The sequence below is a fragment of the Methylobacterium fujisawaense genome, from assembly GCF_039619325.1.
GTDB lineage: Bacteria > Pseudomonadota > Alphaproteobacteria > Rhizobiales > Beijerinckiaceae > Methylobacterium > Methylobacterium fujisawaense.
In genome coordinates this window covers 4,319,059-4,340,723 of the sequence record NZ_CP155000.1, presented here as the reverse complement: position 1 = coordinate 4,340,723, position 21,665 = coordinate 4,319,059, and the positions used below count along the sequence as shown (strand labels likewise).

Genomic DNA, 21,665 nt, shown 5'->3' with positions numbered 1-21,665 from the left:
CCCTAGGGCTGCGCTTGCTGGATCTGCTGCTGCACGGCCTTGTCCTCGGCCCGCCCGTAATTGATGAAGAACAGGTTGCCGTCGACGCTCTTGCCCTTCTGGAGGTTCGTGAGCGTCACCGTCGTGATGTAGCCCTGCGGATCGGTGATCCGCCACTGCGAGAGGGTCTTCACGTCGGCATCGAAGAACAGCTGGATCTTCGAGGTGCCGCCGAGGGTGGCGCGGTCCTCCAGGCTGATGCGGACGCCGCCCGGATCGTTCGCCACGTCGGTGACGGTGAGGTCGCGGGCGAGGTCGATCTTCTCGCGCAGCAGGAATTTCAGCGGCGTCTGGGCGATGAAGTAGAGGTCCTGCGTGTTGAGCTTGCGGTCGCGCACCGCCACCGAGGTGCCGTCGGCGATCACCTCGAGCGGCGAGGGCTGGTCGTAGTCGAAGCGCAGGCGGCCAGGCTTGGCCAGCGTCAGCTTGCCGCCGATCCGGCGCCCATCGGCGCCGATCTGCATGAAGTTGCCCGTCAGGGTGTTGATCCCGTTGAAGTAGGCGTTGGCCTGGGCGAGCAGCGTCGCGGCATCCGCGGGCTCGCCGGGGGCGATCGCCGTCGGCGCGCCCACCGCCGCGACCTTGGGCTCGGCGGCCTTGTGCTCGGCCTTGCCGGACTTGGCATTGGCCGCCTTCGTGTCCTTGCCCGCCGGGTCCTTGCCGGAATCCTTGCTCGCCTCCCTGGCCTTGGGCGCGGGCTTCTTGGCCGGCGCGGGGGCCGGCGGGGCAGCCTCGGGCTGCGGCGCGGGCTCCTCCTTGTGGCCGAACAGGCTGTCGATGAAGGCGCCCACCTGCGCCTCGGCCGGGTTGGCGGTCGCGAGCCACAGCCCGGCGGCGATCAGGGAGCCGGCTGTGCGGATGCGGCGGCCGATCATCGGCAGAGTCTCCTGGGGAACCACGGCGTGGGCTTCGGCGGCAAAGGGAAAGCGGAACGTGACGTCAGCGAGCGGGTGAAGACGTCGCGCCCCCCGTCGTCTGCGCGAGCGGCGCGCGGCAACCCAGGAGCTCCACGGTGCCGGACGGCGCGCTGCCCTGGGCTGCTTCGCTCCGCTCTCACGGACGGGACGGGTTTCGCAGCGGCCCGTTAGAACCCCGCCCTGTGGCGAAGATGCGACGTCCGGGCCGCCCCCATGGGGGAGCGGCCCGGGGCGCGGCGTCTCACTCGTCGTCGTACACGCCGCTCGACATGTGGGCTGCGCCGGCGACCAGGATCTCGCGCTTGCCGGCATGGTTGGCCGGGCCGACGATCCCCTCGATCTCCATCCGCTCCATGATCGAGGCGGCGCGGTTGTAGCCGATCTGCAGACGGCGCTGGATGTAGCTCGTCGACGCCTTCTGGTCGCGCAGCACAACCTCGATCGCCTGCTTGTAGAGGTCGTCCGACTCGCCGCCGGTCGCCGCCGCGAAGGCGCCGATGTCGAAGACGGGGGCCTCCTCCTCGGGCTCGTCGCCGCGCTCGGCCTTGTCGGCCGCGGCGGCCTTGCCCCGGCCGGACCGGCCGCCCTCCTTGGAGGGCTCCTCAGGCGAATCGTCGGCCGTGACGGCGTCGAGGTAGCTGGGGCGGCCCTGGCGCTTGAGATGCGCCACGACGGTCTCGACCTCGCTGTCCGAGCAGAACGGCCCGTGCACCCGGGTCGTGCGCCCGCCGCCGGCCATGAACAGCATGTCGCCCTGGCCCAGAAGCTGCTCCGCGCCCATCTCGCCCAGGATCGTGCGCGAGTCGATCTTGCTCGTCACCTGGAAGCTGATCCGGGTCGGGAAGTTCGCCTTGATCGTCCCGGTGATCACGTCCACCGACGGCCGCTGCGTCGCCATGATCAGGTGGATGCCCGCCGCCCGCGCCATCTGCGCCAGACGCTGGATCGCCCCCTCGATGTCCTTGCCGGCCACCATCATCAGGTCGGCCATCTCGTCGACCACGATCACGATGTACGGCAGCGGCGCCAGATCCATCGCCTCCTCTTCGAACACGGCCTCGCCGGTGTGGCGGTCGAAGCCGGTCTGGATCGTGCGCGTGATGGTCTCGCCCTTGTCGCGGGCCTCCTTCATGCGGGCGTTGTAGCCGTCGATGTTCCGGACGGCGATCTTGGCCATCTTCTTGTAGCGCTCCTCCATCTCGCGCACGGCCCATTTGAGGGCGATGACCGCCTTCTTGGGGTCGATGACCACGGGGGAGAGCAGGTGCGGGATGCCGTCGTAGACCGACAGCTCCAGCATCTTCGGGTCGACCATGATCAGCCGGCATTCCTCGGGCTTCAGCCGGTAGAGCAGGCTGAGGATCATGGTGTTGATCGCCACCGACTTGCCCGAGCCGGTGGTGCCGGCCACCAGCAGGTGCGGCATGCGCGCGAGGTCGGCGATGATCGGCTCGCCGCCGATGTTCTTGCCCAGGCACAGGGCCAGCTTGTGCTTGCTCTCGGCGAAGTCGGCCGACGAGAGGAGCTCCCGCAGGTAGACGGTCTCGCGGGTCTCGTTCGGCAGCTCGATGCCGATGACGTTCCGGCCGGGCACCACCGCGACGCGGGCCGAGACCGCCGACATCGACCGGGCGATGTCGTCCGACAGGCCGATCACGCGGCTGGACTTGGTGCCCGGTGCCGGCTCCAGCTCGTAGAGGGTGACGACCGGGCCCGGCCGCACCGCCAGGATGTCGCCGCGCACGCCGAAATCCTGGACCGTCTGCTGCAGGTTGAGGGCGTTCTGCTCCAGCACGTCGGCATCGACCTCCTCGCTGCCGCCCGGCGCCGGCAGGGCGAGCAGTTCGAGGGACGGCAGTTCGTAATCGGCGTTCTCGATCGGCGCGATCTCGAGATGGCGGCCGGCCGGGATCAGGTGGGCGCGGGGCGCGACAAGCGGGACCGCAACCGGCGCGGGGGCCGGCAGGGCGGCGACCGGCTCGGACGGTTCGTCCGCGACGGGCTCGGCCTCGCTCTCAACCTCGGCCTCGACCGGCTCGGGCTGCGGCGCCAGCTTGCCCCGGAGCAGGACCGGGCGCGGGGTCATCGGGATCACCACGCGCTCGGCTTCGGCGCGCGCGGCGACCGGCGCGGCCGCAACCGGGGCTGGGACGGCTTCGGGCTGGGCCGGGGGCACCGGCGGGAGGGCGCTCGGCTGGCCGGCCGCGCGGATCGCCGCCCGGGCCGCCATGGCGCTCAGCGCCGGGGCCCGGCGCGGAGCCTCGGAGACCGGCGCGGCCGGAGGCTCGGCGGCGGCGCTGCCGGGACCGAAGACCAGCGACAGGCCGGAGGCCGGGGCCGCGGCGGGGGGCAGGAAGGCGCTCCGGATCGCGGCGGCCTCCTCGGTCCGCGGGCCGGAATCCGTGCCGTTATCCTGCCCGTCGGCGGGGCGCGGCGGCTGGTCGAACCGCACGAGCCGGTCGAGCACGTAGACCGGCCGCGGCGGCAGCGAGCGCAGGTGCGAGATGTCGAGGGGCATCGAGACGAAGCGCTCGTCGGACGCCGCCGGCGCGGCGACGGCCTCCGGGGCCGGGGGCGCCTCGGCGGACTGCGCCTCCAGGGCCGACCAGGCCTCGACGGACGACCAGTCGCCGCCGTCGAACCAGGGCTGGACCTCGGACCAGTCGGGCAGGTCGGACCAGTCGCGGGCCGGGGCCTCGGCGACGGTTTCGACGCTCTCGGCGACGAAAGGCGCCGCCGCGACGGGGGCGATCACCGCCGTGGACGCGGCCAGCTCGACGGCGGGCCGGACCGGGCGGCGATCCGGCGTGCGGAAGAAGCGGACGCCCGGCGGGGCGACGAAGGGCTGGCGCCACAGGGGCACCGGCTCCGCGTCCGGCGCGGCGGCTTCGGGCGGGACCGGCCTGACGGCGACGCGCTCCGCCGCCTCGGCGGCGGTCCGCTCGTGCGCGACGCGCTCCTGCTCGGCCTCCTCGCGGGCGGCCCGCTCGGTCTCCAGGGCGAGGGCGGCCGCCTGCGCCTCGGCGCGGGCGCGCTCCAGGGCGACGCGCTCGGCCTCCAGGGCGCGCTGGCGGCGCTCCTGCAGGACCGAATCGGGGGTGCGGGTGTAGCGCACGGCCGAGGGGGCGGCGGCCTGGACCGGCGCGGCGACCGGCGCACCGGCCGGCACGCCCTCGGGGGCGATGGCGGCGGGGCGGCGCGGCTGGCGCACCAGCACGCCCGGCGAGGACGCGCTGCGGTCGATCCGGCTCTCGAAGGCCGGCGCATCCAGGGCGTCGAGGCTCGCCCGGTCGTCGAAGACCTGGTCCGGCCAATGCGGTTCGGGCGCGGCCGCGCGCGGGGCGCGCTCGGCGGCCTCGCGGCCGACCATCGCGCCCGGCGGCGTGAGCCAGCTCGGCTCCGCCCGGCGCCCGGGGGCACCGTAGGACGGGCGGGCGGGGAGTCCGGCCGGGGAGCCGGACAGGCGGCGGGTGAGGCTCGCGCGGAGCGCCATCAGCCGGTGCGCAAGGGCTCCCAGGGAGAGGCCCGAGCGGTCGCCGCCGCGGACGGGGCGGGCGGGGTCACGGTGGGAGTACGGAGGCCGTCCCGATGCGCGCATGGGTTCTCAGACGATACTCGAAACAGGGATCCGCCGACGCGCGGCGGCTGTTCCTGAGTTAGGCCATTCGTCGTTAATGGAGGCTTGCCACGGGCCGCGCTGCGGAAACCATGCCGGGAACGGAGCGGTTCGTGCGCCGTGCAGCCAACCCGCCGCGGGCGCCGACCGGGTCCGATCGCCCGTGCCGGGCCGCATGCCATATGATACCCGCAGCCATTCCTCATCCGGACAGGTGCCCGTGTCTCCAGCCACCTCCGAATCGCCGGCGCGCTTCCGCTCCCTCTACCGCCACGGCTTCGCCCGGGTTGCGGCCTGCACCGGCCGGAGCCACCCGGCCGAGCCCGAGCGCAACGCCGACGCGATCCTCGACCTCGCCCGGAGGTGCCACGATTCGGGGGCCGCGCTGGCGGTCTTCACCGAACTCGGCCTCTCGGCCTACGCGATCGAGGACCTGCTGCTCCAGCAGACCCTGCTGGACGCGGTCGAGGCCGCCGCCGCCCGGGTGATCGCCGAATCGGCCAATCTCCGGCCGCTGCTGCTGGTCGGCGCGCCGCTCCGCTGGCGCCACCGCATCTACAATACCGCGCTCGCCATCCAGGGCGGCCGCCTGCTCGGCGTCGTGCCGAAGACCTTCCTGCCGAACTACCGGGAGTTCTACGAGAAGCGCCACTTCGCCTCCGGCGCCGGGATCACCGGCGAGGCCGTCCGGGTCGCCGGCCGCGAGGCGCCGTTCGGCACCGACCTGCTGTTCCCGGCCGAGGACCTGCCGGGCCTCGTGGTCGGGGTGGAGATCTGCGAGGATCTGTGGGTTCCCGAGCCCCCGGGCATGCGCGCGGCCCTCGCCGGCGCCACGGTGCTGGCCAACCTCTCGGGCAGCCCGATCACCGTCGGCCGGGCCGAGTCGCGGGCGCTCCTCTCGCGGGCGGCCGCGATGCGCGGCGCCTGCGCGTATGTCTATGCCGCCGCCGGCCAGGGCGAATCGACCACCGACCTGTCCTGGGACGGCCAGACCAGCATCGACGAGCTGGGCGTGCGGCTGGCCGAGGGCGAGCGCTTCCCCGCGGGCCCGGTGACGACGCTCGCCGACATCGACCTCGACCTGATCGCCCAGGAGCGCCTCCAGGCCGGCAGCTTCGACGACGACGCCCGGCGCCATACCCTGCCCTATCGCCGGGTCCCGTTCCGGCTCGACCCGCCGGAGGCCGATCTCGGGCTGATCCGGCGGATCGAGCGCTTTCCCTTCGTGCCCGCCGATCCGACGCGCCTCGCCCAGGATTGCTACGAGGCCTACAACATCCAGGTCGCCGGCCTCGCCCAGCGCCTGGAGGCCACCGGCACCCGCCGGGCCGTGATCGGCGTCTCGGGCGGCCTCGATTCGACCCACGCGCTCATCGTGATCGCCAAGGCCTTCGACCGCCTCGGCTATCCGCGCTCGGACATCCTGGCCTACACGCTGCCGGGCTTCGCCACCTCGAACGCCACCAAGACCAATGCCCACGCCCTCATGAAGGCCCTGGGCTGCACGGCCGCCGAGATCGATATCCGCCCGGCCGCCCGGCAGATGCTCGCCGACATGAACCACCCCTTCGCCAGGGGCGAGGCGGTCTACGACGTGACCTTCGAGAACGTGCAGGCGGGCCTGCGCACCGATTACCTGTTCCGGCTGGCCAACCAGGCGGGCGGCATCGTGGTCGGCACCGGCGACCTCTCGGAGCTGGCGCTCGGCTGGTGCACCTACGGCGTCGGCGACCAGATGAGCCACTACGCGGTCAATGCCGGCGTGCCGAAGACGCTGATCCAGCACCTGATCCGTTGGGTGATCGGCCACGGCGAGGTCGGGCCGGACGAGGCGCGCACCCTCCAGGCGGTCCTCGACACCGAGATCTCCCCCGAGCTGGTGCCGGTGGACCAGGATGACAGCCCGCAGAGCACGGAAGCCACGATCGGCCCCTATGCGCTGCAGGACTTCAACCTGTTCTACACGCTGCGCTACGGGTTCCGACCCTCGAAGATCGCCTTCCTGGCGCTCCATGCCTGGGGCGACAGGGACAGCGGCTTCTGGGCGCCGGACTTCCCCGAGGCCAAGCGGGTCGCCTACGACCTGCCCGAGATCCGCCGCTGGCTCGGCGTGTTCCTCACCCGCTATTTCGGCTTCAGCCAGTTCAAGCGCTCGGCGCTCCCCAACGGGCCGAAGGTCTCGGCCGGCGGCTCCCTCTCGCCTCGGGGCGACTGGCGCGCGCCCTCCGACGGGTCGGCGCGCATCTGGATCGCGGAGTTGAACCGAAACGTCCCCGAAACTTGACCGACACAAACTCGACCGATTGTGCCATTATGAGCACGGTCAAGCCGATTCTTCGCAATGCAAAATACCGTATTGGGAAAATTTGGCTTTGAGGGCGGCCAGGCGGAGGACTTCGGATGCGAAGCTACAACCTGTTCCAGCTCAAGAGCGTCGAGGGTCTCTGCTGCGCGGTGCCTGAGGCCAGCACGGTCCCGCCTTTCATCGGCGCCGGCCGCTGGACCTTCGGCGGCAAGCTCTGCGACGGCAGCCGGCAACCCCTCGACTTCGACGACCGAGCCGCCGACACCGCCGTGCGCTTCAACGGATTCTACCTGTTCCAGACGGTGGACCGGCGCTTCATCGCGTGAGCGGGGGCATCGGGAAGGACTGAGCGCGCCCATGCGGCGCGCGGGCCGAGCCGCCCGCCGGCGTTCCGCAACGCAGCACGAAGAACGCCGTCCGGCCGGCGGCGCCAGCCGCGCCGGCTTGAAACCGGATCGCCCCACACGCCGAGCCGGGACCCGGCGATGGGACCCCCGTCGGCAGGGATCCCGCAGCGCGGCGGGCCCCGACTCTGCGATCGCAACGAAGATTCCTTAAGGGCTGGCGTGCAGGACTGGCGGCATCGTCAGCTTCGGAGCCGGCCGCATGTCGGAGCATCGCAGAGAGGCGCGCCAGAGGGTCTTCCTCAAGGGTCGCATCGTCTTCAACAACGGCTCGTCGAGCTTCGATTGCCTCGTGCGCGACATGTCCTCCGCCGGTGCGCGGCTCGTCATGAGCGACGCCACCACGCTCCCGGAGGCCTTCGATCTCTACATCCCACAGAAGGATCGGACCTACCGGGCCATCCTGCGCTGGCGCCGGGAGGACGGCATCGGCGTGACCTTCGAGCAGCCGGCCAGCGCCGCGCCCGCGGCGCCCGTTGCGGCCGCGACAGACGCCTCCGTGACCCTGCTGCTGAAGCGCGTCAGCGAACTCGAGACCGAGAACGCCGCCCTGCGCCGCCTGCTCGCCAGCATGGCCCAGTCGGCCGATCCGGCGAGCGCGGCCTGATCCTCAGCCCTGCCCCTCCAGGGCCGCGCGGATGCGTGCGGCATGCTCGGCCAGGACCGCGTTGTCGGCCATCCCGCCCTCGTGGCGCTTGAGCGGCACGCCCTCACGCCGCGGGATGATGTGGACGTGCAGGTGGAAGACGGTCTGGCCGCCGGCCGGCTCGTTGAACTGGAAGAGGGTCAGCCCCTCGGCCTGGAACGCCGCCTTCACGGCGCGGGCGACCTTCTGGACGCGCGCCATCAGGACGCCGAGCGACTCCGGATCGGCATCGAGCAGGCCCCGCGCCGGCGCCTTCGGGATCACCAGGGTGTGGCCTTCCCCCTGGGGCATCACGTCCATGAAGGCCAGCGTATGGTCGTCCTCGTAGACGCGGTGGCAGGGGATCTCGCCCCGCAGGATCTTGGCGAAGATGTTGTCGGGATCGTAGGGGGCGTCGGCCATGCTGCCTCCGGGTCTCCGTGAGCGGTCGTCGAGCGGTTGCAGGTTGCACGGGCCACCCACCCGCGTCCACACGGGAACAAGCGGCCTGCCGCAACGCTTGCCTCGCCGCGGCCGCAGCGCCGTGCCGGGCTTCGTCGGTCCGGCTTCCAACGAGGCGCGCAAGTCGGCACGCGGCGCGCGCAAGGAGTTCCGGATGGCGCACGAGAGCACGGGGGCGATCTACGCGGCCGCGGGGGCCAATCTCGCCATCGCGGCGGCGAAGTTCGTGGGCGGTGCGCTGACCGGCTCGACGGCGATGCTCGCCGAGGGCGTGCACTCGGTGGTCGACACGGCCAATCAGGTGCTGCTGCTCGTCGGCATGAAGCGGGCCGGGCGCCCGGCCGATGCCCGCCACCCGTTCGGCTACGGGCGCGAGATCTACTTCTACGCCTTCGTGGTGGCGCTGATGATCTTCCTCGGCGGCGGCCTCTTCGCGATCTACGAGGGGATCGAGCGGATCCGCCATCCCGAGCCGGACGTCGATGCCGAGCTGTTCGGCTATCGGCTGCCGGGCCTCTGGGTGAATGTCGGGATCCTCGGCTTCGCCATCGCGGCGGAGGGCACCTCCTTCTTCGTGGCGATGCGCCAGTTCTGGGCTGAGAAGGGCCAGCATTCGGCCGTGCGGGCGATCCGGCGCAGCAAGGATCCGACCCTGTTCACGGTGCTCGCCGAGGACACCGCCGCCCTGATCGGCCTCGTCATCGCGCTCGCGGGCGTGGCCCTGTCGCATATCCTGGAGATGCCGAGCCTCGATGGCTGGGCGTCGGTGGGCATCGGCCTCGTGCTCGTCGGCATGGCGGTGTTCCTCATGGTCGAGACCCACGGCCTTCTGATCGGCGAGGCGGCCGATCCCGAGATCGTCGCGGCGATCACGGAGCTGGCCCGAGCCGAGCCGGGCGTGCTCCACATCAACGAGGTGCTGACCCAGCACCTCGGCCCCTCCGACATCCTGGTCAATCTCAGCATCGACATGGCCGACGACCTCAGCGCCGGGGATGTCGAGAGCCTCGTGACCCGTCTCGACCGGGCGCTGAAGGCGCGCAGCCCCGACGTGACCCGGGTGTTCATCGAGATCCAGCACCACGGCGACCACACGGTGCGGCGGGCGGCCTGAACGGGACTCGCTGGGCCCCCGGCCCGCGGGTCTCGCATCTGAAGCGGCGGAGCCGGATCGCGGCGTCGATCCCGCATCCTCACGCGGGGACACGTCAGACGGCGGCCGGTCGAGCATCGGGGCGAGGAGGGCCGCACCCCTCGCCGGGACGGCCATGACGACGTGCGGCGCCCCCGATCTCGTGGCGGAGATCGCCGCGCTTGCGACCACCCACGACATCGCCCGCGGGGCGATGCGTCCCTTGCGCCCTCTCGGGCGAGGGTCAGTATCGCCCGGCTCGTCCCGATGGCAGCCCGTTCCACGCCTGCGCGGCTGCCCCCTTCGAGGGACGCGGCGTCTGCGAGACAGATCTGAGTTCGGCCATCTTCGGCATCGCGACGAGAGCCGCGTCGCGACATTGGTTCAGTCTTTCGGAACGGCAATTCTATCGTTCGGCCGTCCGCCAGGGCCGGTGACTGAAGCGGCCGGCAGAAAATGGCGATGCGATACCCCCCGGATGACTGGGGCGCCCTAGATCATTCTCCGCGTGACCTCATGAGATACGGACAATGATCAAGCGAACGATGCTCGCACTCGCCCTTGCCCTCGGCGCGAGCGCGCCCGTCACCGCCATGGCCGATCAGCCGGGGCCGGACTGGATGCCGGTGGAACAGGTCAAAGCCAAGCTTCTGTCGTCGGGCTACACGTCGATCACGAAAATCGAGGCCGACGATGGGCATTGGGACGGCGAAGGGATCAAAAACGGACAGAAAATGAAGTTCGAGCTTGATCCCAAGACGGGGGAAATCCTCGGCGAGGCCCCCCATTAGGGCGGCCAAGGGCGGACCATGCGTTGCGGGTGTGCCGCCGGATCGTCGGTCGTTCGTGCTTCGACCTGACGTGTTTTCGGCTTGCCGGGCTCAACGCCGATGAAGGTCTCGTCTGAAGGTCTCGTCCGCCTCCACGAGGCCGGTGCCGCCAGCCGGCGCGTCCATCGGGACGGGCGCGCCGTTCAGTCGCTCCGGCCGACCTGACGGAGGCTGAGCGCCCAGAGCCGTTCCTGCACGGCCTCGTCGCGGCTCTCGGCCGAGGAGACCTTCGGCTGCCCGCGCGAGAAGTAGCGGCCGGTGACGCCATCGAGGTCAGGGGCGCTGGCCACGCGGAGGGAGGTCCGTGCGCCCTTCTCGGGCGTGATCAGGAACGGCCGCATCAGGGCCCAGGCCGCGCCGAACAGGCCGCCGGTGTTCTTGGCGAAGCCGGTGTTGACCACCCCCGGATGGACGGCGTTCACCGTGATGCCGCTGTCGCGCAGCCGGCGGGCCAGGGCATAGGTGAACAGCACGTTGCCGAGCTTGGCCTGGGCATACGCCCCCATCGCCTGGTAGCGCCGGGCGCCCTCGATGTCGTCGAAGTCGATATGCCCCCGGTAATGGGCCGCCGAGGCGACGTTGACGATCCGCGGCCTTCCGCCGGCCGCCGCCGCTTGCCTCAGGGGATCGAGGAGTTCGAGGGTCAGGAGCACGTAGCCCAGATGGTCGAGCGCCCAGGTGCGCTCGATGCCGTCGGCGGTCAGCGTGCGCCGGTCGAAGATCGCGCCGGCATTGTTCACCAGCACGTCGAGGCGCGGATAGGCGGCCCGCAGGGTCTCGGCGAGCCGGCGGATCTCGGCCTGCGCGGACAGGTCCGCGCAGTGCGGCTCCACGGCGGCGCCGGGTACCGCGGCGCGCATCCGGTCGGCGCAGGCCTGCAGCTTCCCGGCGTCCCGGCCGACGATCGCGACCCGCGCGCCGAGGCGCGCGAGCCCGAGGGCCGTCTCGTAGCCGATGCCGCCGGTCGCCCCGGTGACGAGGCAGACCGTGCCGCGCACGGCGCCGGCCTCAGAAGACCGCCTGACCGACCGCGAAGGCGATGACCACGATCACGATGGCGATGACCAGGAACAGCCCGAACAGGATGCGGGCCAGCGAGCCGGCTCCCGAGGCGATTCCGGTGAAGCCGAGACCGCCGGCGATCAGCGAGATCACGAAGCAGATGAGGGCCCATTTCAGAAGGGTCATGACGTCACTCCGGCTGCGGCCCGGCGCGGGGCCTGTCGCTTCTGCCTCAACCGACGCCAAGCGAGACCGTTCCGCGGATTCCGGCCCGCGCCGCTTATAGTCTTACGTGAGGTCAACCGGTCTTCGCCACGGGCTGCGCCGGCACGTCGGCGCGCTCCAGCATGATCTCCGCCAGGGTGTGGTAGAGCCCGCCCCGGCAGACCGCCTTGGAGGCGGCGTCGGCCAGGAGGGCCGCGACCATCAGCGGGATCACCATCGCGTGGTTCTGGGTCATCTCGGTGACGATGACGAAGCTGGTGATCGGCGCCTGCAGCACGCCGGTCAGGTAGGCCACCATCCCGATCAGCACCAGGGCGCCCACGGGCATGTCCGGCAGGAGGCCGTGGACCGTGCCGCCGAGGCCGGCGCCGACCGCCAGGGACGGCGCGAACAGGCCACCGGGGATGCCGCTGATCGAGCTCAGCACGGTGGCGCCGAATTTCAGGGGCGCGTAGGTCCAGCCGGCCGCCGCATCCCCGTGGAGGATGGCCCGGGCCTCCTCGTAGCCGGTCCCGTAGGCCGCGCCCCCGGAGGCGAGGCCGCAGAGGGCGACGCACAGCCCGCAGCCCGCGGCGAACACGACGGGCCGCCGCCGGATCAGCCGCCCGGCCGCCCCGGGCAGGCCGCGGGCGAACAGGATCACGACGCGGCTGAACAGCCCGCCCGCGAGGCCGCCGACCACGGCGACGAGCGGCACGATCCAGGCTGCCGCCAGCGGCAGGGCGGCATCGGTCGTCCCGAAATAGGTGTAATTGCCCAGAAGCCCGAGGGAGGTCAGGCCCGCCGCGACGATCCCGGCGACGATCAGGCCCGAGGAGCGCGCCTCGTAGGCGCGGCCCAGTTCCTCGATGCCGAACACGATGCCGGCCAGCGGCGTGTTGAAGGCCGCCGCGACGCCGGCCGCGCCGCCCGCGAGCAGCAGCCCGGGCAGGCGCTCGGGCGTCAGGCGCCCGAAGGCCGCCATGATCGCCGCGCCCACCTGCACGGTGGGCCCCTCGCGGCCCGCCGAGGCGCCGCAGAGCAGGCCCAGGAACAGGACCAGCACCTTGCCCACCGCCACCCGCGGCGAGATCAGGGAGAAGCGGAAGCGCGCGTCCCGGGCATGCCGGGCGGCGATCACCTGCGGGATCCCCGACCCTTGCGAATTCGGGAAGACCGTGCGGGCCAGGAGCGCCGCGAGGGCGAAGCCCGCCGGCGTCAGCACCAGGGCGATCAGCGGCGAGGGCGCGGTGAGGCGCCGGAACCCGTCCTGCGCGAGGTCGGCGCCCTTGGCCATCAGCACGGCGGCGAGGCCCACGCCGATGCCGCCGACCAGGAAGAGCAGGCGCCCGCGCCAGAGGGGAAAGGCCTCCATCGAGGCCGACCGCAGGCGCATGATCGAGCGGCGGTAGCGCGAGCGTTGCGGCGGCGGGGCATCCCGGGTGTCCCCAACGTCGTCCCGCATCTCGACCATGAAAGAGCACCTCGTCCGCGCAGCCGGAGCGGACGCTATAGCGCAACGGTCGAGGAAAGACCCGTTTCAAGGGGGGCCGGCACGCGCGTGCCGGCCCCACCGCTCACCAGCGGTAATGCCACGCGGCCCGGCGCCACCCCCCATGATGGTGCCAGCCCCAGGGGCGGTGCCAGCCGACCCGGCGCCAAGCCCAGGGACGGTGCCAGCCATAGACCACCGGCCGGGCGTAGTAGACCGGGCGGTAGGCGTAGGGACGCCAGTTCGGCTTGCACCAGCCGGACCAGCCCCGGTGGAAGCCCGGGCCGCAGCCCTGGGCGGCGTCCGCCGTGCCGACCGTGGCGGTCAAGGTTCCGAGCGCGAGGAGTGCTGCGCCTGCAAGCTTCATTCGCATCGTCGTCCTCCTTTCAGTCGCAAGCTATAGCGGTGATCCGGTCTCGGTCGGACCGAGATGTCACCGGATGATGTCCGGCCGTTTGCGAGGAGCCGGAAGTGCGCTCGAAACACCCGGAGCCGGGGCAGCGTTTCTTCACAAACCTGTGTGCTGCAGAGGCTCGGGATCCGGCCGAAGAAAGCGTTGCAATACGGTGGGGGACCGCACGGACCGGGCGCGCCGTCGCGCGATGATTGCGACGATGCTCCTGCGCCCGGAAAACGCGGGACGGGCGGCGCGCCCCCTCACCCCTCGGCCGCGCAGAGCGTCTCCACGGCCCGCACATAGGCCTTGGCGTCGAACTTCTTGAGCGAGTTCTCGCTCTGATACCGCACGGTGCCGAAGATCTTGCGCTTCTGCCAGGGCCGGTCGTGCAGGCCGTACACCCAGGCGACGTTGGTGAAGGAGTTCGGATCGCGCCCGTCGAGGAAGTAGCGGTTGTTCAGCCGGAGCGTCCGGGCGAAGCCTTCCTTCGGCGACGGGGACCATTCGAGGATCTTCTTGCCCCAGTACATCCGCAGCTGATTGTGCATGTAGCCGGTCTCGCGCATCTCGCGCATCGCGGCGTTCCAGTAGCGGTCGTGGGTCTCGCCGGCGGCGAGCTGCTTCTCCGAGTAGGCGTGCGGGCGCGCGTCCGTCGCGTGCTCGGCCAGCGTCTTGCGCGCCCAGTCCGGGACAGCCTTGTCGTAGTCGTCGTAACCCTCCGTGTAGAAGACGTGGTTCATGGCGAGCTCGCGCCGGACGATCAGCTCCTCCAGATAGGCACCGCGGTCGTCGGAATCGCCGATCCCGGCCTCCCGGACCGCCAGGGCGATCTCGACCGGCGAGATCTGCCCGAAATGCAGGTACGGGCTCATGTGCGAGGCGGCCGCCGCCTCCGGCCTGTTGCGCCCCGCGCCGTAGCCGGCAAACCCATCCTTCAGGAACGCCTTCAGGCGCTTGCGGGCCTGCGTCTCGCCGCCGGTGAACCGCTTCACCGGCCCGACCGCCCGGTCGAGGCTCATCCCGGCGAGCACCGCCTCCGGATCGGAGACGTCGACCGCGCTCTTCAGCTTCAGGCGATCGGCCTTGTGCTTCACCGTGCGGGGCTTCAGCGCCGCGATGAACGGGTCCCACAGCCGGTTCAGCTTCGGCCGCAGCGTCCGGGCGGCGTATTCGTGCTTTCCCGAGGCCGTCTCGACCGGCACGACGACGTCGCCCTCGACCTGGACGATCCGCGTCGTCACCGCCTCGGCGATCTCCCGGTACCAGCCCTTCTGGATGGCGAGATAGCCGCGGTCGAGGACGAGGAGCGCCGCATCCGCGGCGAGGTCGATGGCGATTTGCGCGGGCGAGACCTTGCGCATGACGAAGCCGATCCCGCGCTTCTCCAGGCCCGCCTTCGCATCCGCGAGACCCTGCAGCAGGAAGGCGTAGTGCCGGGCATTGGCTTCGGGAAAGCCGCTGGCGCCGTCGAGGAGGCCGAAGCAGGCGACCACCGGCAGGCCGAGGCGGTTCGCCTCCTCGATGGCGAGCTCGAGGGCCGGGTTGAACGTCGCCCGGTTGGCCTGCTGCAACAGGTACAGGACGTAGGCGCCGTCTCCGCGGGGCTCGACATCGTTGAGGATCCGGATCCGCTCACCCTGGATCGCCATGCTGACCTGCCCCTTGCTTGGCGCGCCGCGCCGGAAACTTGGCTGGAGAAGGTAGAGCGTTCGGGCAATTCGTCCGTCCGGACGGCGCGGATGAAAAGCCGCAGTCGAACCCTCGGGCCGGGCCCGGGTTCGATCCTGCAAAATCGCGATTCATCAGCGGCTTGCGCAATAATCGATCGGATTCCGTGGACACAAAGCAGGTTTCGACCGGGCCGGCCGATCTGCGACATTTTCAACACAGGCCTGCGGCGATGCGTGCGCGGGCACACAAAGGACAGCCCTGCTGTCCTGAATGCCCTTGAATTTTCCGTCCAGGGGCGCAGATTGTGCAGCGCGGGAAGGCGATGGCGTCGCCCTCTCGCAGCCCTTCTTGGGCGTTTCCTCCCTAGACTTCGGGCCGCTCCTTCGGGAGTGGCCTTTTTTCTGTCCGGATGGTGGTCGGGCAGCCTCTGTCACCGAAGCGCGTGCGTCCCGCTGGATCCCGCCGGACCCGGCCGCCAGACTGGCGGTGAGCGCCGGGACAGGCGCCGGAGGACACGCCATGAGAATCGTCACCGCCCTGCCGGCGCTCGCCTGCCTGCTCGCCCTCGCGGGCCCTGCGACCGCGGAGCCGCCGCGGTTCCAGGTCGACCCGTCCTGGCCGAAGCCGCTGCCGAACGACTGGATCATGGGTCAGGCGGCCGGCGTCGCCGTCGACGCCCAGGATCATGTCTGGGTGGTCCAGCGGCCGCGGACGCTCACCGACGACGAGAAGGCGGCCAGCCTCGATCCGCCGCGCACGAAGTGCTGCAGGCCCGCCCCGCCGGTTCTGGAATTCGCCCAGGACGGGACGCTGCTGCGGAGCTGGGGCGGCCCCGGCACCGGCTACGACTGGCCGTCCAACGAGCACGGGATCCAGATCGACGGCCAGGGCTTCGTCTGGATCGCCGGCAACGGCGAGCAGGACGGCCAGCTCCTGAAATTCACCACCGAGGGCAAGTTCGTCCTGCAGATCGGCAAGTCCGGTCCGCAGACCGACAGCCAGGACACGACCCGCCTGGGCAAGCCCGCCAACGTCGATTTCGACATGGCGGCCAACGAGGTCTACGTCGCGGACGGCTACTTCAATCACCGCATCATCGTCTTCGACCGGGACACGGGCGCGTTCAAGCGGATGTGGGGCGCCTACGGCAAGCCGCCGACCGACGACAAGCTCGGCCCCTACGATCCGGCGGCGGCCCCGTCCCGGCAATTCGCCAACCCGGTCCATTGCGTGCGGATCGCCCGGGACGGGCTGGTCTATGTCTGCGACCGGACCAACGACCGCATCCAGGTCTTCAAAAAGGACGGGACCTTCGTGAAGGAGATCCTTGTCGAGAAGAACACCCGGGCCAACGGCTCGGTCTGGGAACTGGCCCTCTGGCCGGACGCCGACGAGACCTACCTGCTCAATGCCGACGGGGCCAACAACGAGGTGCGCACGCTCGCGCGGGATACGGGTGAGGTTGTCGGCGCCTTCGGCCGGAACGGGCGCATGGCGGGCCAGTTCCACTGGGTCCACAACCTCGCGATCGACTCGCAGGGCAACGTGTTCACCACCGAGGTCGACACGGGCAAGCGGGCGCAGAAGTTCCTGGCCCTGGGACAGTTCGTTCTGCGCAAGCGGACGCCATAAGCGGCGGCGCCGGGATCCGCGGCGGCGCCCTCGGCCCTGTCCCGACGGCGCCGGCCGCGCCGGCGTGCCGTCGTTCCGGCCCGGGTGGAGGGAGCGGGCGCGACCGCCGGCCCCTTCGATCTCGAGGCCGAACTGACGATCGGGGTATCGGGCCGGCAGCAGCCGATCGAGCGCAGCCTGAAGAAGGGCACGGACGGGCGCAGCATCCGGCGCGCCCGGGTGAAGGGCGCGCGGCGCCCCCGGCTCCGGTGGCGGCGGCGTCGCGGCGGTCGAGACCGCCGGACCCTCAGCGCGTCGCGCTGGTCCCCGCCCGTTGCGCCGCCAGCGCGGCGGCCTTGCCGGCCGCCGTATAGAGGTCGAGGCGGGCGTAGACGCCGAATTCCGAGCCGTCGTCGAGGAAGCCGCCGCCCGGTCCCTGCGTCTCGGTGAGGATGGCGTTGGCCTCGTCCAGCGTCAGCGCCGGGAAGGCCGCGGTAAGCAGGTGCCCGGCCTCCGGGGCGATCTTGGCGACATCCTCCTGCCGGCCGGCGGTCTCCGGGTGCACCACCGGCAGGCCGTAGGTCTGGGTCGCCGCGTAGAAGGCCGCGTTGGCGGCCGGGTCCTTGAAGCGGCCCGTATCCTTTGCGGCACAGGCCGCCACCGTATCGCCGCAGCCGGCCTTCAGCGCCTCGGCCATCGCCGCGCGGGCCTCGGCCAGGAGCGCCCGGTAATCGGTCACGCCCACCGTCCTGTCGGCCTCGGCGGTCGCCTGATCGAGGACGGCCGGATTCTTCCGGATCTGGCCGACATAGACCGGATCGTTGGCGAGCAGATGGGCCAGGGCGTGCAGCGAGGTCGCCCGGCCGCCCAGCACGTCCATGGCGTAATGCGCCCCGACGATGATCCGGTCGTTGCCGTACTCGGCGGCGCGGGCGACCATCTGCTGGTAGCGCTCGGGGACAAGGAGCGCGAGCACCATGGACTCGGTGTAGCCGTAGGTGGTGTGGCCGCTCGGATAGGACGGGCTGTTGACGAGATCCTGCGCGGGGCCGCGCAACCAGTCGAGGCTGTGGGACGGAGCGCCGAAGTAATCCTGGCCGCGATAGGCCCGCAGGCGCGGCAGGGTCTGGAACGGGCGCGAATTGCCGTAGCGGTCGGCGCCGGGGCTGCCGGCGGGCCGGTCATAGGCCTTGCCGAACACGTCGGTCACGGCGGCGTCCGCCAGGATCGCGGCAGCCGCGTCGGTGACCGGGGTCTTGCCGTTGGTGGTGGCGTTGGCGAAGAAGTATTTGCCGGAATTCGAATCCGACTTGGTGACGTTGTTGGTGTAGCCGATCAGGTTGGCCACCGCCGGCGCGATGCTCGTGAAGGTCTTGTAGTCGCTGTAGGTCGCCTTGGCCTGGTAGGCCTGCGCGAGGGTCGTGCCCAGACCGTCCGCGAGGCCGGCGGCGTTGCCGTCGGTGATGAAGCAGTCCCGCAGGGCGAGCTGCTGCTGCTCCGGGAACGGCAGGAGCGTCGGCTGCTTGAGGTCGCCGGTCTGGATGTCGCCGGTGACCTGCAGGTTCGCGTCGAGCGCCGCCTTGCCCGCGGGCGAGGCCTGCAACCGCGCCACCGGGACCAGCCCGCGCAGGGCCGTCAGGTTGGCGGCCGACTGTGCGACGGCCTGAAGGGGCAAGGCCGCCCCGAGCAGCGCCAATCCGACCCGCAGCGTCCCGAACATGCAGCCGTCTCCCTCGCCGAAGCCGTGCCGGACGCTAGAGCCGGCCGCCCTCGCGTTGCAATCGCGCGCGGCCCCGGCATCCCCATCTTTGACGGGGCCCCCGAGGCCGGAGCCGGATCCCCTGCGGCGGCGCGCGCTTCAGCCCCGCGCCCGGGCGCGGATCATGAAGTTGTCGTAGGTGTATTCCGCCACCTGGAACCAGAGGTACTCCTCGTTGCGGAAGGTGCGCATCGCCTCGTAGACGCGACGGAAATCGGCGTTCTTGGCGGCGATCTCGGCGTAGACGTCGTTGGCGTTCTTCAGGGCGGCTTCCATGACGTCCTGGGGGAAGGGCCTCAGCTGCGCACCCCCGGCCACCAGCCGGCGCAGGGCCTGCGGGTTGCGGGCGTCGTACTTGGCCTGCACGTCGGCGCCGACCTCGGCGGCGGCGGCCCGGAGGATCGCCTGGTAGGATTTCGGCAGCGCCTTCCACGCCTCGGCGTTGAACCAGAAGTGCAGCATGGCGCCGCCCTCCCAGAAGCCGGGATAGTGGTAGATCGGCGCGACCTTCTGCAGGCCGAGCCGCTCGTCGTCGTAGGGGCCGATCCACTCGGCGGCGTCGAGCTTCTTGCTCTCCAGCGCCGCGTAGATCTCCGGTCCCGGCACCGCCTGCGGCTGGACGCCGAACTTGGTCAGCACCTGGCCGCCCATGCCGCTGATCCGGAACTTGAGGCCCTGGAGGTCCGCGAGACTCTTGATCTCCCGGCGGAACCAGCCGCCCATCTGCGCGCCGGTATTGCCGCCCGGCAGGCAGACCAGCCCGGCCTTGGCGAAGATCTCGCCGAACAGCTCGGCCGCGCCCCCGGCCAGCCACCACGCGGCGGCGCCCCGGGCGTTCAGGCCGAACGGCACCGCGGTGGCCAGCGCGAAGGTCGGATCCTTGGCCATGCCGAGGGTCGCGGGCCCATGGCCCATCTCCACGGTGCCGGCGGCCACGGCGTCGAGCAGCCCGTCGGCCGGCACCGGCTCGCCGGGGCCCTGGACCTGGATCTGGAAACGCCCGTCGGTGGCCTCGGCGACGATCCGGCTGAGCGCCTCGGGCGCGCCGTACAGGATGTCGAGCGTCTTGGCGTAGGCGGAGGACAGGCGCCAGCGCAATTCCGGGGCACTCTGGGCCCGGGCCGGGGCGGCGAGCGGCCCGGTGAGCGCCGCGGCCGCGCCGAGGCCGGCGGTCAGCACGCTCCGGCGCCGGGTCCCGGCCGAGGGGGATCGCGCGAGGTGAGGTTCGTCCAACGGCATCTCGTCCGAGCAGGTCCGGTCCGACCGGGGCCGGATCGGAGGTCGCAGGTAGCACGTCCGTGCCGGTACTCGAAAGCCGCGGGCGCCGGGGCGGTTCCGTCGCGCCTCGAAACCGGCCTCCGCCCGTGCTAGGCGCCGGGGATGCGAACCGAGCCCGCCGTCACCCTGCACACCGTCTGCGGCCTGGAGGAGCTGGCCGGCCACGGCGCCCGCGGCGTCAGCCACGTCCTGTCGCTGCTCGATCCCGGAACGCCGGAGCCCGAGGCCTTCACCACCTACGGCGCCCATGCCCGCACGACCCTCCGGTTCCACGATTGCCTCGCCCCGGGCGAAGGCCTCACCCCGCCGGAGCCCGAGCATGTCGGGGCGATCCTCGATTTCGGGCGGCACTTCGACGGCGCCGGCCATCTCCTGGTCCATTGCCATTACGGCCTGTCGCGCTCCACCGCGGCGCTGCTGATGTTGTTCGCGCAGGCCGAGCCCGCCACCCCCGCCGCCGCTCTGGTCGAGCGTCTCCACGCCCTGCGCGAGCCCGCTTGGCCGAATGCGCGCATGATCGGCTTCGCCGACACGATGCTGAATCGGGAGGGACAGCTCAGCGCGGCGGTGCGGCGGCTGCACGCTCTGCAACTGCAGGTCCGCCCGCATCTCGCCGAGCTGCTGCGCGGTCTCGGCCGCGGCGCCGAGGTCGAGGCCGCGCAGGCGCTGTGAGCGGCGGGGCTCTCACTTCCCGGCCGGCGTGAAGCTCCCGTCCTTCCAGACATAGAGCACGTAGCCCTGCGCGGTGACGTCGCCCTTGGCGTCGAAGCCGACCGTGCCGAGCACGAGATCGAACCGCTCCGTATGCAACGCCTGCGCGATGGGGCGCGCCTCGGTTGAATGGGCGAAGTTGCCGGCCGCAACCAGGGCCTGCATCGCCGCATACCCGTAGATCGTCGAGCCGGTGGGATCGACGCCCTCGGCCTTGAAGGCCTTCACGACGGCCGCGGCGGCGGGCTGCCGGCTCGGGTCGAGGTAGAAGGTCATCAGCACGCCGTTGCTCGCCGATCCGGCGGTCTTGGCGAAATCCGGCGTGGCGATGGCCGAGGTGCCGAACCATTGCGGCCGGTAGCCCCGGTCCGCGGCGATCTTCACCAAGCGGCCCATCTCGGCGGCGTCGCCGCCATAATAGACGACCTCGATCCCCGCGCCCTTGAGGCGGTCGGCCAGGGCGGAATCGTCGGCGTCGCTGGGCGAGAACGACAGGAACAGCGCCTCGTTCACGCCGATGCGGTTGAGATTGTCCTTCGTGGCGGCAGCGAGGCTGCGGGCGGCGGGCGTCTGGTCCTGGATGAGAGCGATCTTCCGGTCGCGGAACCGCTCGGCCAGAACGGCGGCGGACAGGCGGGCCTGATCGTCGTCGCGCCCGCACACCCGGAAGATCGTCGGCAGCCCCCTGTCGGTCAGCCGCGCCGCAACCGAGGCCGCGGAGATCATCACCACGCCGTTCTGGGCGTAGATGTCGGAGGCGGCGATCGAGGCGTTGGAGCAGACATGGCCGACCACGAGCCGGACGTTGCCGCGCACGAAATGGTTGGCCACCGCCGTGGCGGTGTTGGAATCGCAGGCATCGTCCTGCACGTCGAGGGTGACGGGCTGGCCGTCGAGTCCCCCCATGGCGTTGGCGTCCCGGGCCGCAGCCTCGACCCCCCGCAGCACCTGCTCGCCGACCGCCACGTAGGGCCCCGACCGCGGGACGGCCACGCCGATCACCACGTCGGCCGCCGCAGGAGCGGCCGGCAGGAACGCGAGACACAGGCTCAGGGCGATCAGTGCGGGCCGGAGCGGCCCGTGGGCGGGGACGAAACGTCCGATCTTCATCGGGCTCTTCTGGGCATCCTTGCGCGGCGGGTCAGCGCGACGGCGGATGCGGCTCCGTAGCCCCGATCCCGCCCCGCACCCTGTGCCCATACGCGAGGAC

Annotated in this window: 18 protein-coding genes; 7 read left to right on the top strand and 11 right to left on the bottom strand. The window is 71.4% G+C overall.

Annotated features, from left to right (window positions below):
- Positions 1–2: 2 nt before the first annotated feature.
- Together ABC766_RS20625 and ABC766_RS20620 are read right to left on the bottom strand one after the other, a co-directional pair.
- Positions 3–914: a LolA family protein gene (locus ABC766_RS20625; protein WP_345819376.1), complete on the bottom strand. Its 912-nt coding sequence runs from the start codon at positions 912–914 to the stop codon at positions 3–5.
- Positions 915–1,197: 283 nt separating this feature from the next.
- A complete protein-coding gene (locus ABC766_RS20620) occupies positions 1,198–4,449 on the bottom strand; it encodes a DNA translocase FtsK (protein WP_345819375.1) in 3,252 nt (1,083 codons plus the stop codon).
- Positions 4,450–4,792: 343 nt separating this feature from the next.
- On the opposite strand from ABC766_RS20620, the gene ABC766_RS20615 reads away from it, so the two are divergent.
- The 3 genes from ABC766_RS20615 to ABC766_RS20605 all read left to right on the top strand — a co-directional run bounded on the left by ABC766_RS20615 (position 4,793) and on the right by ABC766_RS20605 (position 7,888).
- Positions 4,793–6,856 carry an NAD(+) synthase gene (locus tag ABC766_RS20615; RefSeq protein ID WP_345819374.1) on the top strand — a complete coding sequence of 688 codons (2,064 nt, stop codon included), beginning with the start codon at positions 4,793–4,795 and terminating at the stop codon, positions 6,854–6,856.
- A 116-nt stretch (positions 6,857–6,972) separates the two neighbouring features.
- On the top strand, positions 6,973–7,203 hold the full coding sequence (locus ABC766_RS20610; RefSeq protein WP_043351157.1) for a hypothetical protein: 231 nt from the start codon (positions 6,973–6,975) through the stop codon (positions 7,201–7,203).
- A 280-nt stretch (positions 7,204–7,483) separates the two neighbouring features.
- Entirely contained in the window at positions 7,484–7,888 is a 405-nt protein-coding gene (locus tag ABC766_RS20605) for a PilZ domain-containing protein (RefSeq protein WP_043351152.1), read from the top strand.
- Positions 7,889–7,891: 3 nt separating this feature from the next.
- On the opposite strand, the gene ABC766_RS20600 is transcribed toward ABC766_RS20605, so the two are convergent.
- Entirely contained in the window at positions 7,892–8,329 is a 438-nt protein-coding gene (locus ABC766_RS20600; RefSeq protein WP_043387800.1) for an HIT family protein, read from the bottom strand.
- 193 nt (positions 8,330–8,522) lie between these two features.
- On the opposite strand from ABC766_RS20600, the gene ABC766_RS20595 reads away from it, so the two are divergent.
- Positions 8,523–9,482 (top strand): cation diffusion facilitator family transporter, encoded by a 960-nt coding sequence (locus ABC766_RS20595; protein WP_043351145.1) that lies wholly within the window; start codon positions 8,523–8,525, stop codon positions 9,480–9,482.
- A 548-nt stretch (positions 9,483–10,030) separates the two neighbouring features.
- Positions 10,031–10,291, top strand: coding sequence for a PepSY domain-containing protein (locus ABC766_RS20590; protein WP_078947335.1), 261 nt, complete (start codon positions 10,031–10,033; stop codon positions 10,289–10,291).
- Positions 10,292–10,473: 182 nt separating this feature from the next.
- On the opposite strand, the gene ABC766_RS20585 is transcribed toward ABC766_RS20590, so the two are convergent.
- From ABC766_RS20585 to ABC766_RS20565, 5 genes are all read right to left on the bottom strand, one after another.
- Complete coding sequence (locus ABC766_RS20585) at positions 10,474–11,328, bottom strand: SDR family oxidoreductase (RefSeq protein ID WP_345819373.1); 855 nt, start codon at positions 11,326–11,328, stop codon at positions 10,474–10,476.
- A gap of 10 nt (positions 11,329–11,338) precedes the next feature.
- On the bottom strand, positions 11,339–11,518 hold the full coding sequence (locus ABC766_RS20580; protein WP_043351142.1) for a DUF1328 domain-containing protein: 180 nt from the start codon (positions 11,516–11,518) through the stop codon (positions 11,339–11,341).
- Positions 11,519–11,630: 112 nt separating this feature from the next.
- On the bottom strand, positions 11,631–13,010 hold the full coding sequence (locus ABC766_RS20575) for a chloride channel protein (RefSeq protein WP_427902251.1): 1,380 nt from the start codon (positions 13,008–13,010) through the stop codon (positions 11,631–11,633).
- A gap of 103 nt (positions 13,011–13,113) precedes the next feature.
- The gene (locus ABC766_RS20570) at positions 13,114–13,401 is read right to left on the bottom strand and encodes a GCG_CRPN prefix-to-repeats domain-containing protein (protein ID WP_043351140.1); all 288 of its coding nucleotides are present in this window, start codon (positions 13,399–13,401) and stop codon (positions 13,114–13,116) included.
- A gap of 284 nt (positions 13,402–13,685) precedes the next feature.
- Positions 13,686–15,074, bottom strand: a complete 1,389-nt coding sequence (locus ABC766_RS20565; protein ID WP_043387797.1) for a deoxyribodipyrimidine photo-lyase — start codon at positions 15,072–15,074, stop codon at positions 13,686–13,688.
- A gap of 541 nt (positions 15,075–15,615) precedes the next feature.
- On the opposite strand from ABC766_RS20565, the gene ABC766_RS20560 reads away from it, so the two are divergent.
- A complete protein-coding gene (locus ABC766_RS20560; protein ID WP_345819372.1) occupies positions 15,616–16,728 on the top strand; it encodes a hypothetical protein in 1,113 nt (370 codons plus the stop codon).
- Between the two features lie 286 nt (positions 16,729–17,014).
- Here ABC766_RS20560 and ABC766_RS20555 read toward each other — a convergent pair whose 3' ends face one another.
- Positions 17,015–18,427 (bottom strand): phosphatase PAP2 family protein, encoded by a 1,413-nt coding sequence (locus ABC766_RS20555; RefSeq protein ID WP_345819371.1) that lies wholly within the window; start codon positions 18,425–18,427, stop codon positions 17,015–17,017.
- A 138-nt stretch (positions 18,428–18,565) separates the two neighbouring features.
- The gene (locus tag ABC766_RS20550; RefSeq protein ID WP_236952723.1) at positions 18,566–19,699 is read right to left on the bottom strand and encodes a TRAP transporter substrate-binding protein; all 1,134 of its coding nucleotides are present in this window, start codon (positions 19,697–19,699) and stop codon (positions 18,566–18,568) included.
- 147 nt (positions 19,700–19,846) lie between these two features.
- Here ABC766_RS20550 and ABC766_RS20545 point away from each other — a divergent pair, with 147 nt between their 5' ends.
- Positions 19,847–20,416 carry a protein-tyrosine-phosphatase gene (locus ABC766_RS20545; protein WP_345819370.1) on the top strand — a complete coding sequence of 190 codons (570 nt, stop codon included), beginning with the start codon at positions 19,847–19,849 and terminating at the stop codon, positions 20,414–20,416.
- Positions 20,417–20,428: 12 nt separating this feature from the next.
- Here the strand turns inward: ABC766_RS20545 and ABC766_RS20540 are convergent, their stop codons facing one another.
- Positions 20,429–21,565 (bottom strand): branched-chain amino acid ABC transporter substrate-binding protein, encoded by a 1,137-nt coding sequence (locus ABC766_RS20540; RefSeq protein WP_345819369.1) that lies wholly within the window; start codon positions 21,563–21,565, stop codon positions 20,429–20,431.
- Positions 21,566–21,665 lie beyond the last annotated feature (100 nt).

Coding starts and splice junctions, on each gene's coding strand:
- ABC766_RS20625 (WP_345819376.1), bottom strand. CDS start 914: ATGATCGGCCGCCGCATCCGCACAGCCGGCTCCCTGATCGCCGCCGGG.
- ABC766_RS20620 (WP_345819375.1), bottom strand. CDS start 4,449: ATGGCGCTCCGCGCGAGCCTCACCCGCCGCCTGTCCGGCTCCCCGGCC.
- ABC766_RS20610 (WP_043351157.1), top strand. CDS start 6,973: ATGCGAAGCTACAACCTGTTCCAGCTCAAGAGCGTCGAGGGTCTCTGC.
- ABC766_RS20605 (WP_043351152.1), top strand. CDS start 7,484: ATGTCGGAGCATCGCAGAGAGGCGCGCCAGAGGGTCTTCCTCAAGGGT.
- ABC766_RS20600 (WP_043387800.1), bottom strand. CDS start 8,329: ATGGCCGACGCCCCCTACGATCCCGACAACATCTTCGCCAAGATCCTG.
- ABC766_RS20595 (WP_043351145.1), top strand. CDS start 8,523: ATGGCGCACGAGAGCACGGGGGCGATCTACGCGGCCGCGGGGGCCAAT.
- ABC766_RS20590 (WP_078947335.1), top strand. CDS start 10,031: ATGATCAAGCGAACGATGCTCGCACTCGCCCTTGCCCTCGGCGCGAGC.
- ABC766_RS20580 (WP_043351142.1), bottom strand. CDS start 11,518: ATGACCCTTCTGAAATGGGCCCTCATCTGCTTCGTGATCTCGCTGATC.
- ABC766_RS20575 (WP_427902251.1), bottom strand. CDS start 13,010: ATGGTCGAGATGCGGGACGACGTTGGGGACACCCGGGATGCCCCGCCG.
- ABC766_RS20570 (WP_043351140.1), bottom strand. CDS start 13,401: ATGCGAATGAAGCTTGCAGGCGCAGCACTCCTCGCGCTCGGAACCTTG.
- ABC766_RS20565 (WP_043387797.1), bottom strand. CDS start 15,074: ATGGCGATCCAGGGTGAGCGGATCCGGATCCTCAACGATGTCGAGCCC.
- ABC766_RS20560 (WP_345819372.1), top strand. CDS start 15,616: ATGAGAATCGTCACCGCCCTGCCGGCGCTCGCCTGCCTGCTCGCCCTC.
- ABC766_RS20555 (WP_345819371.1), bottom strand. CDS start 18,427: ATGTTCGGGACGCTGCGGGTCGGATTGGCGCTGCTCGGGGCGGCCTTG.
- ABC766_RS20545 (WP_345819370.1), top strand. CDS start 19,847: ATGCGAACCGAGCCCGCCGTCACCCTGCACACCGTCTGCGGCCTGGAG.
- ABC766_RS20540 (WP_345819369.1), bottom strand. CDS start 21,565: ATGAAGATCGGACGTTTCGTCCCCGCCCACGGGCCGCTCCGGCCCGCA.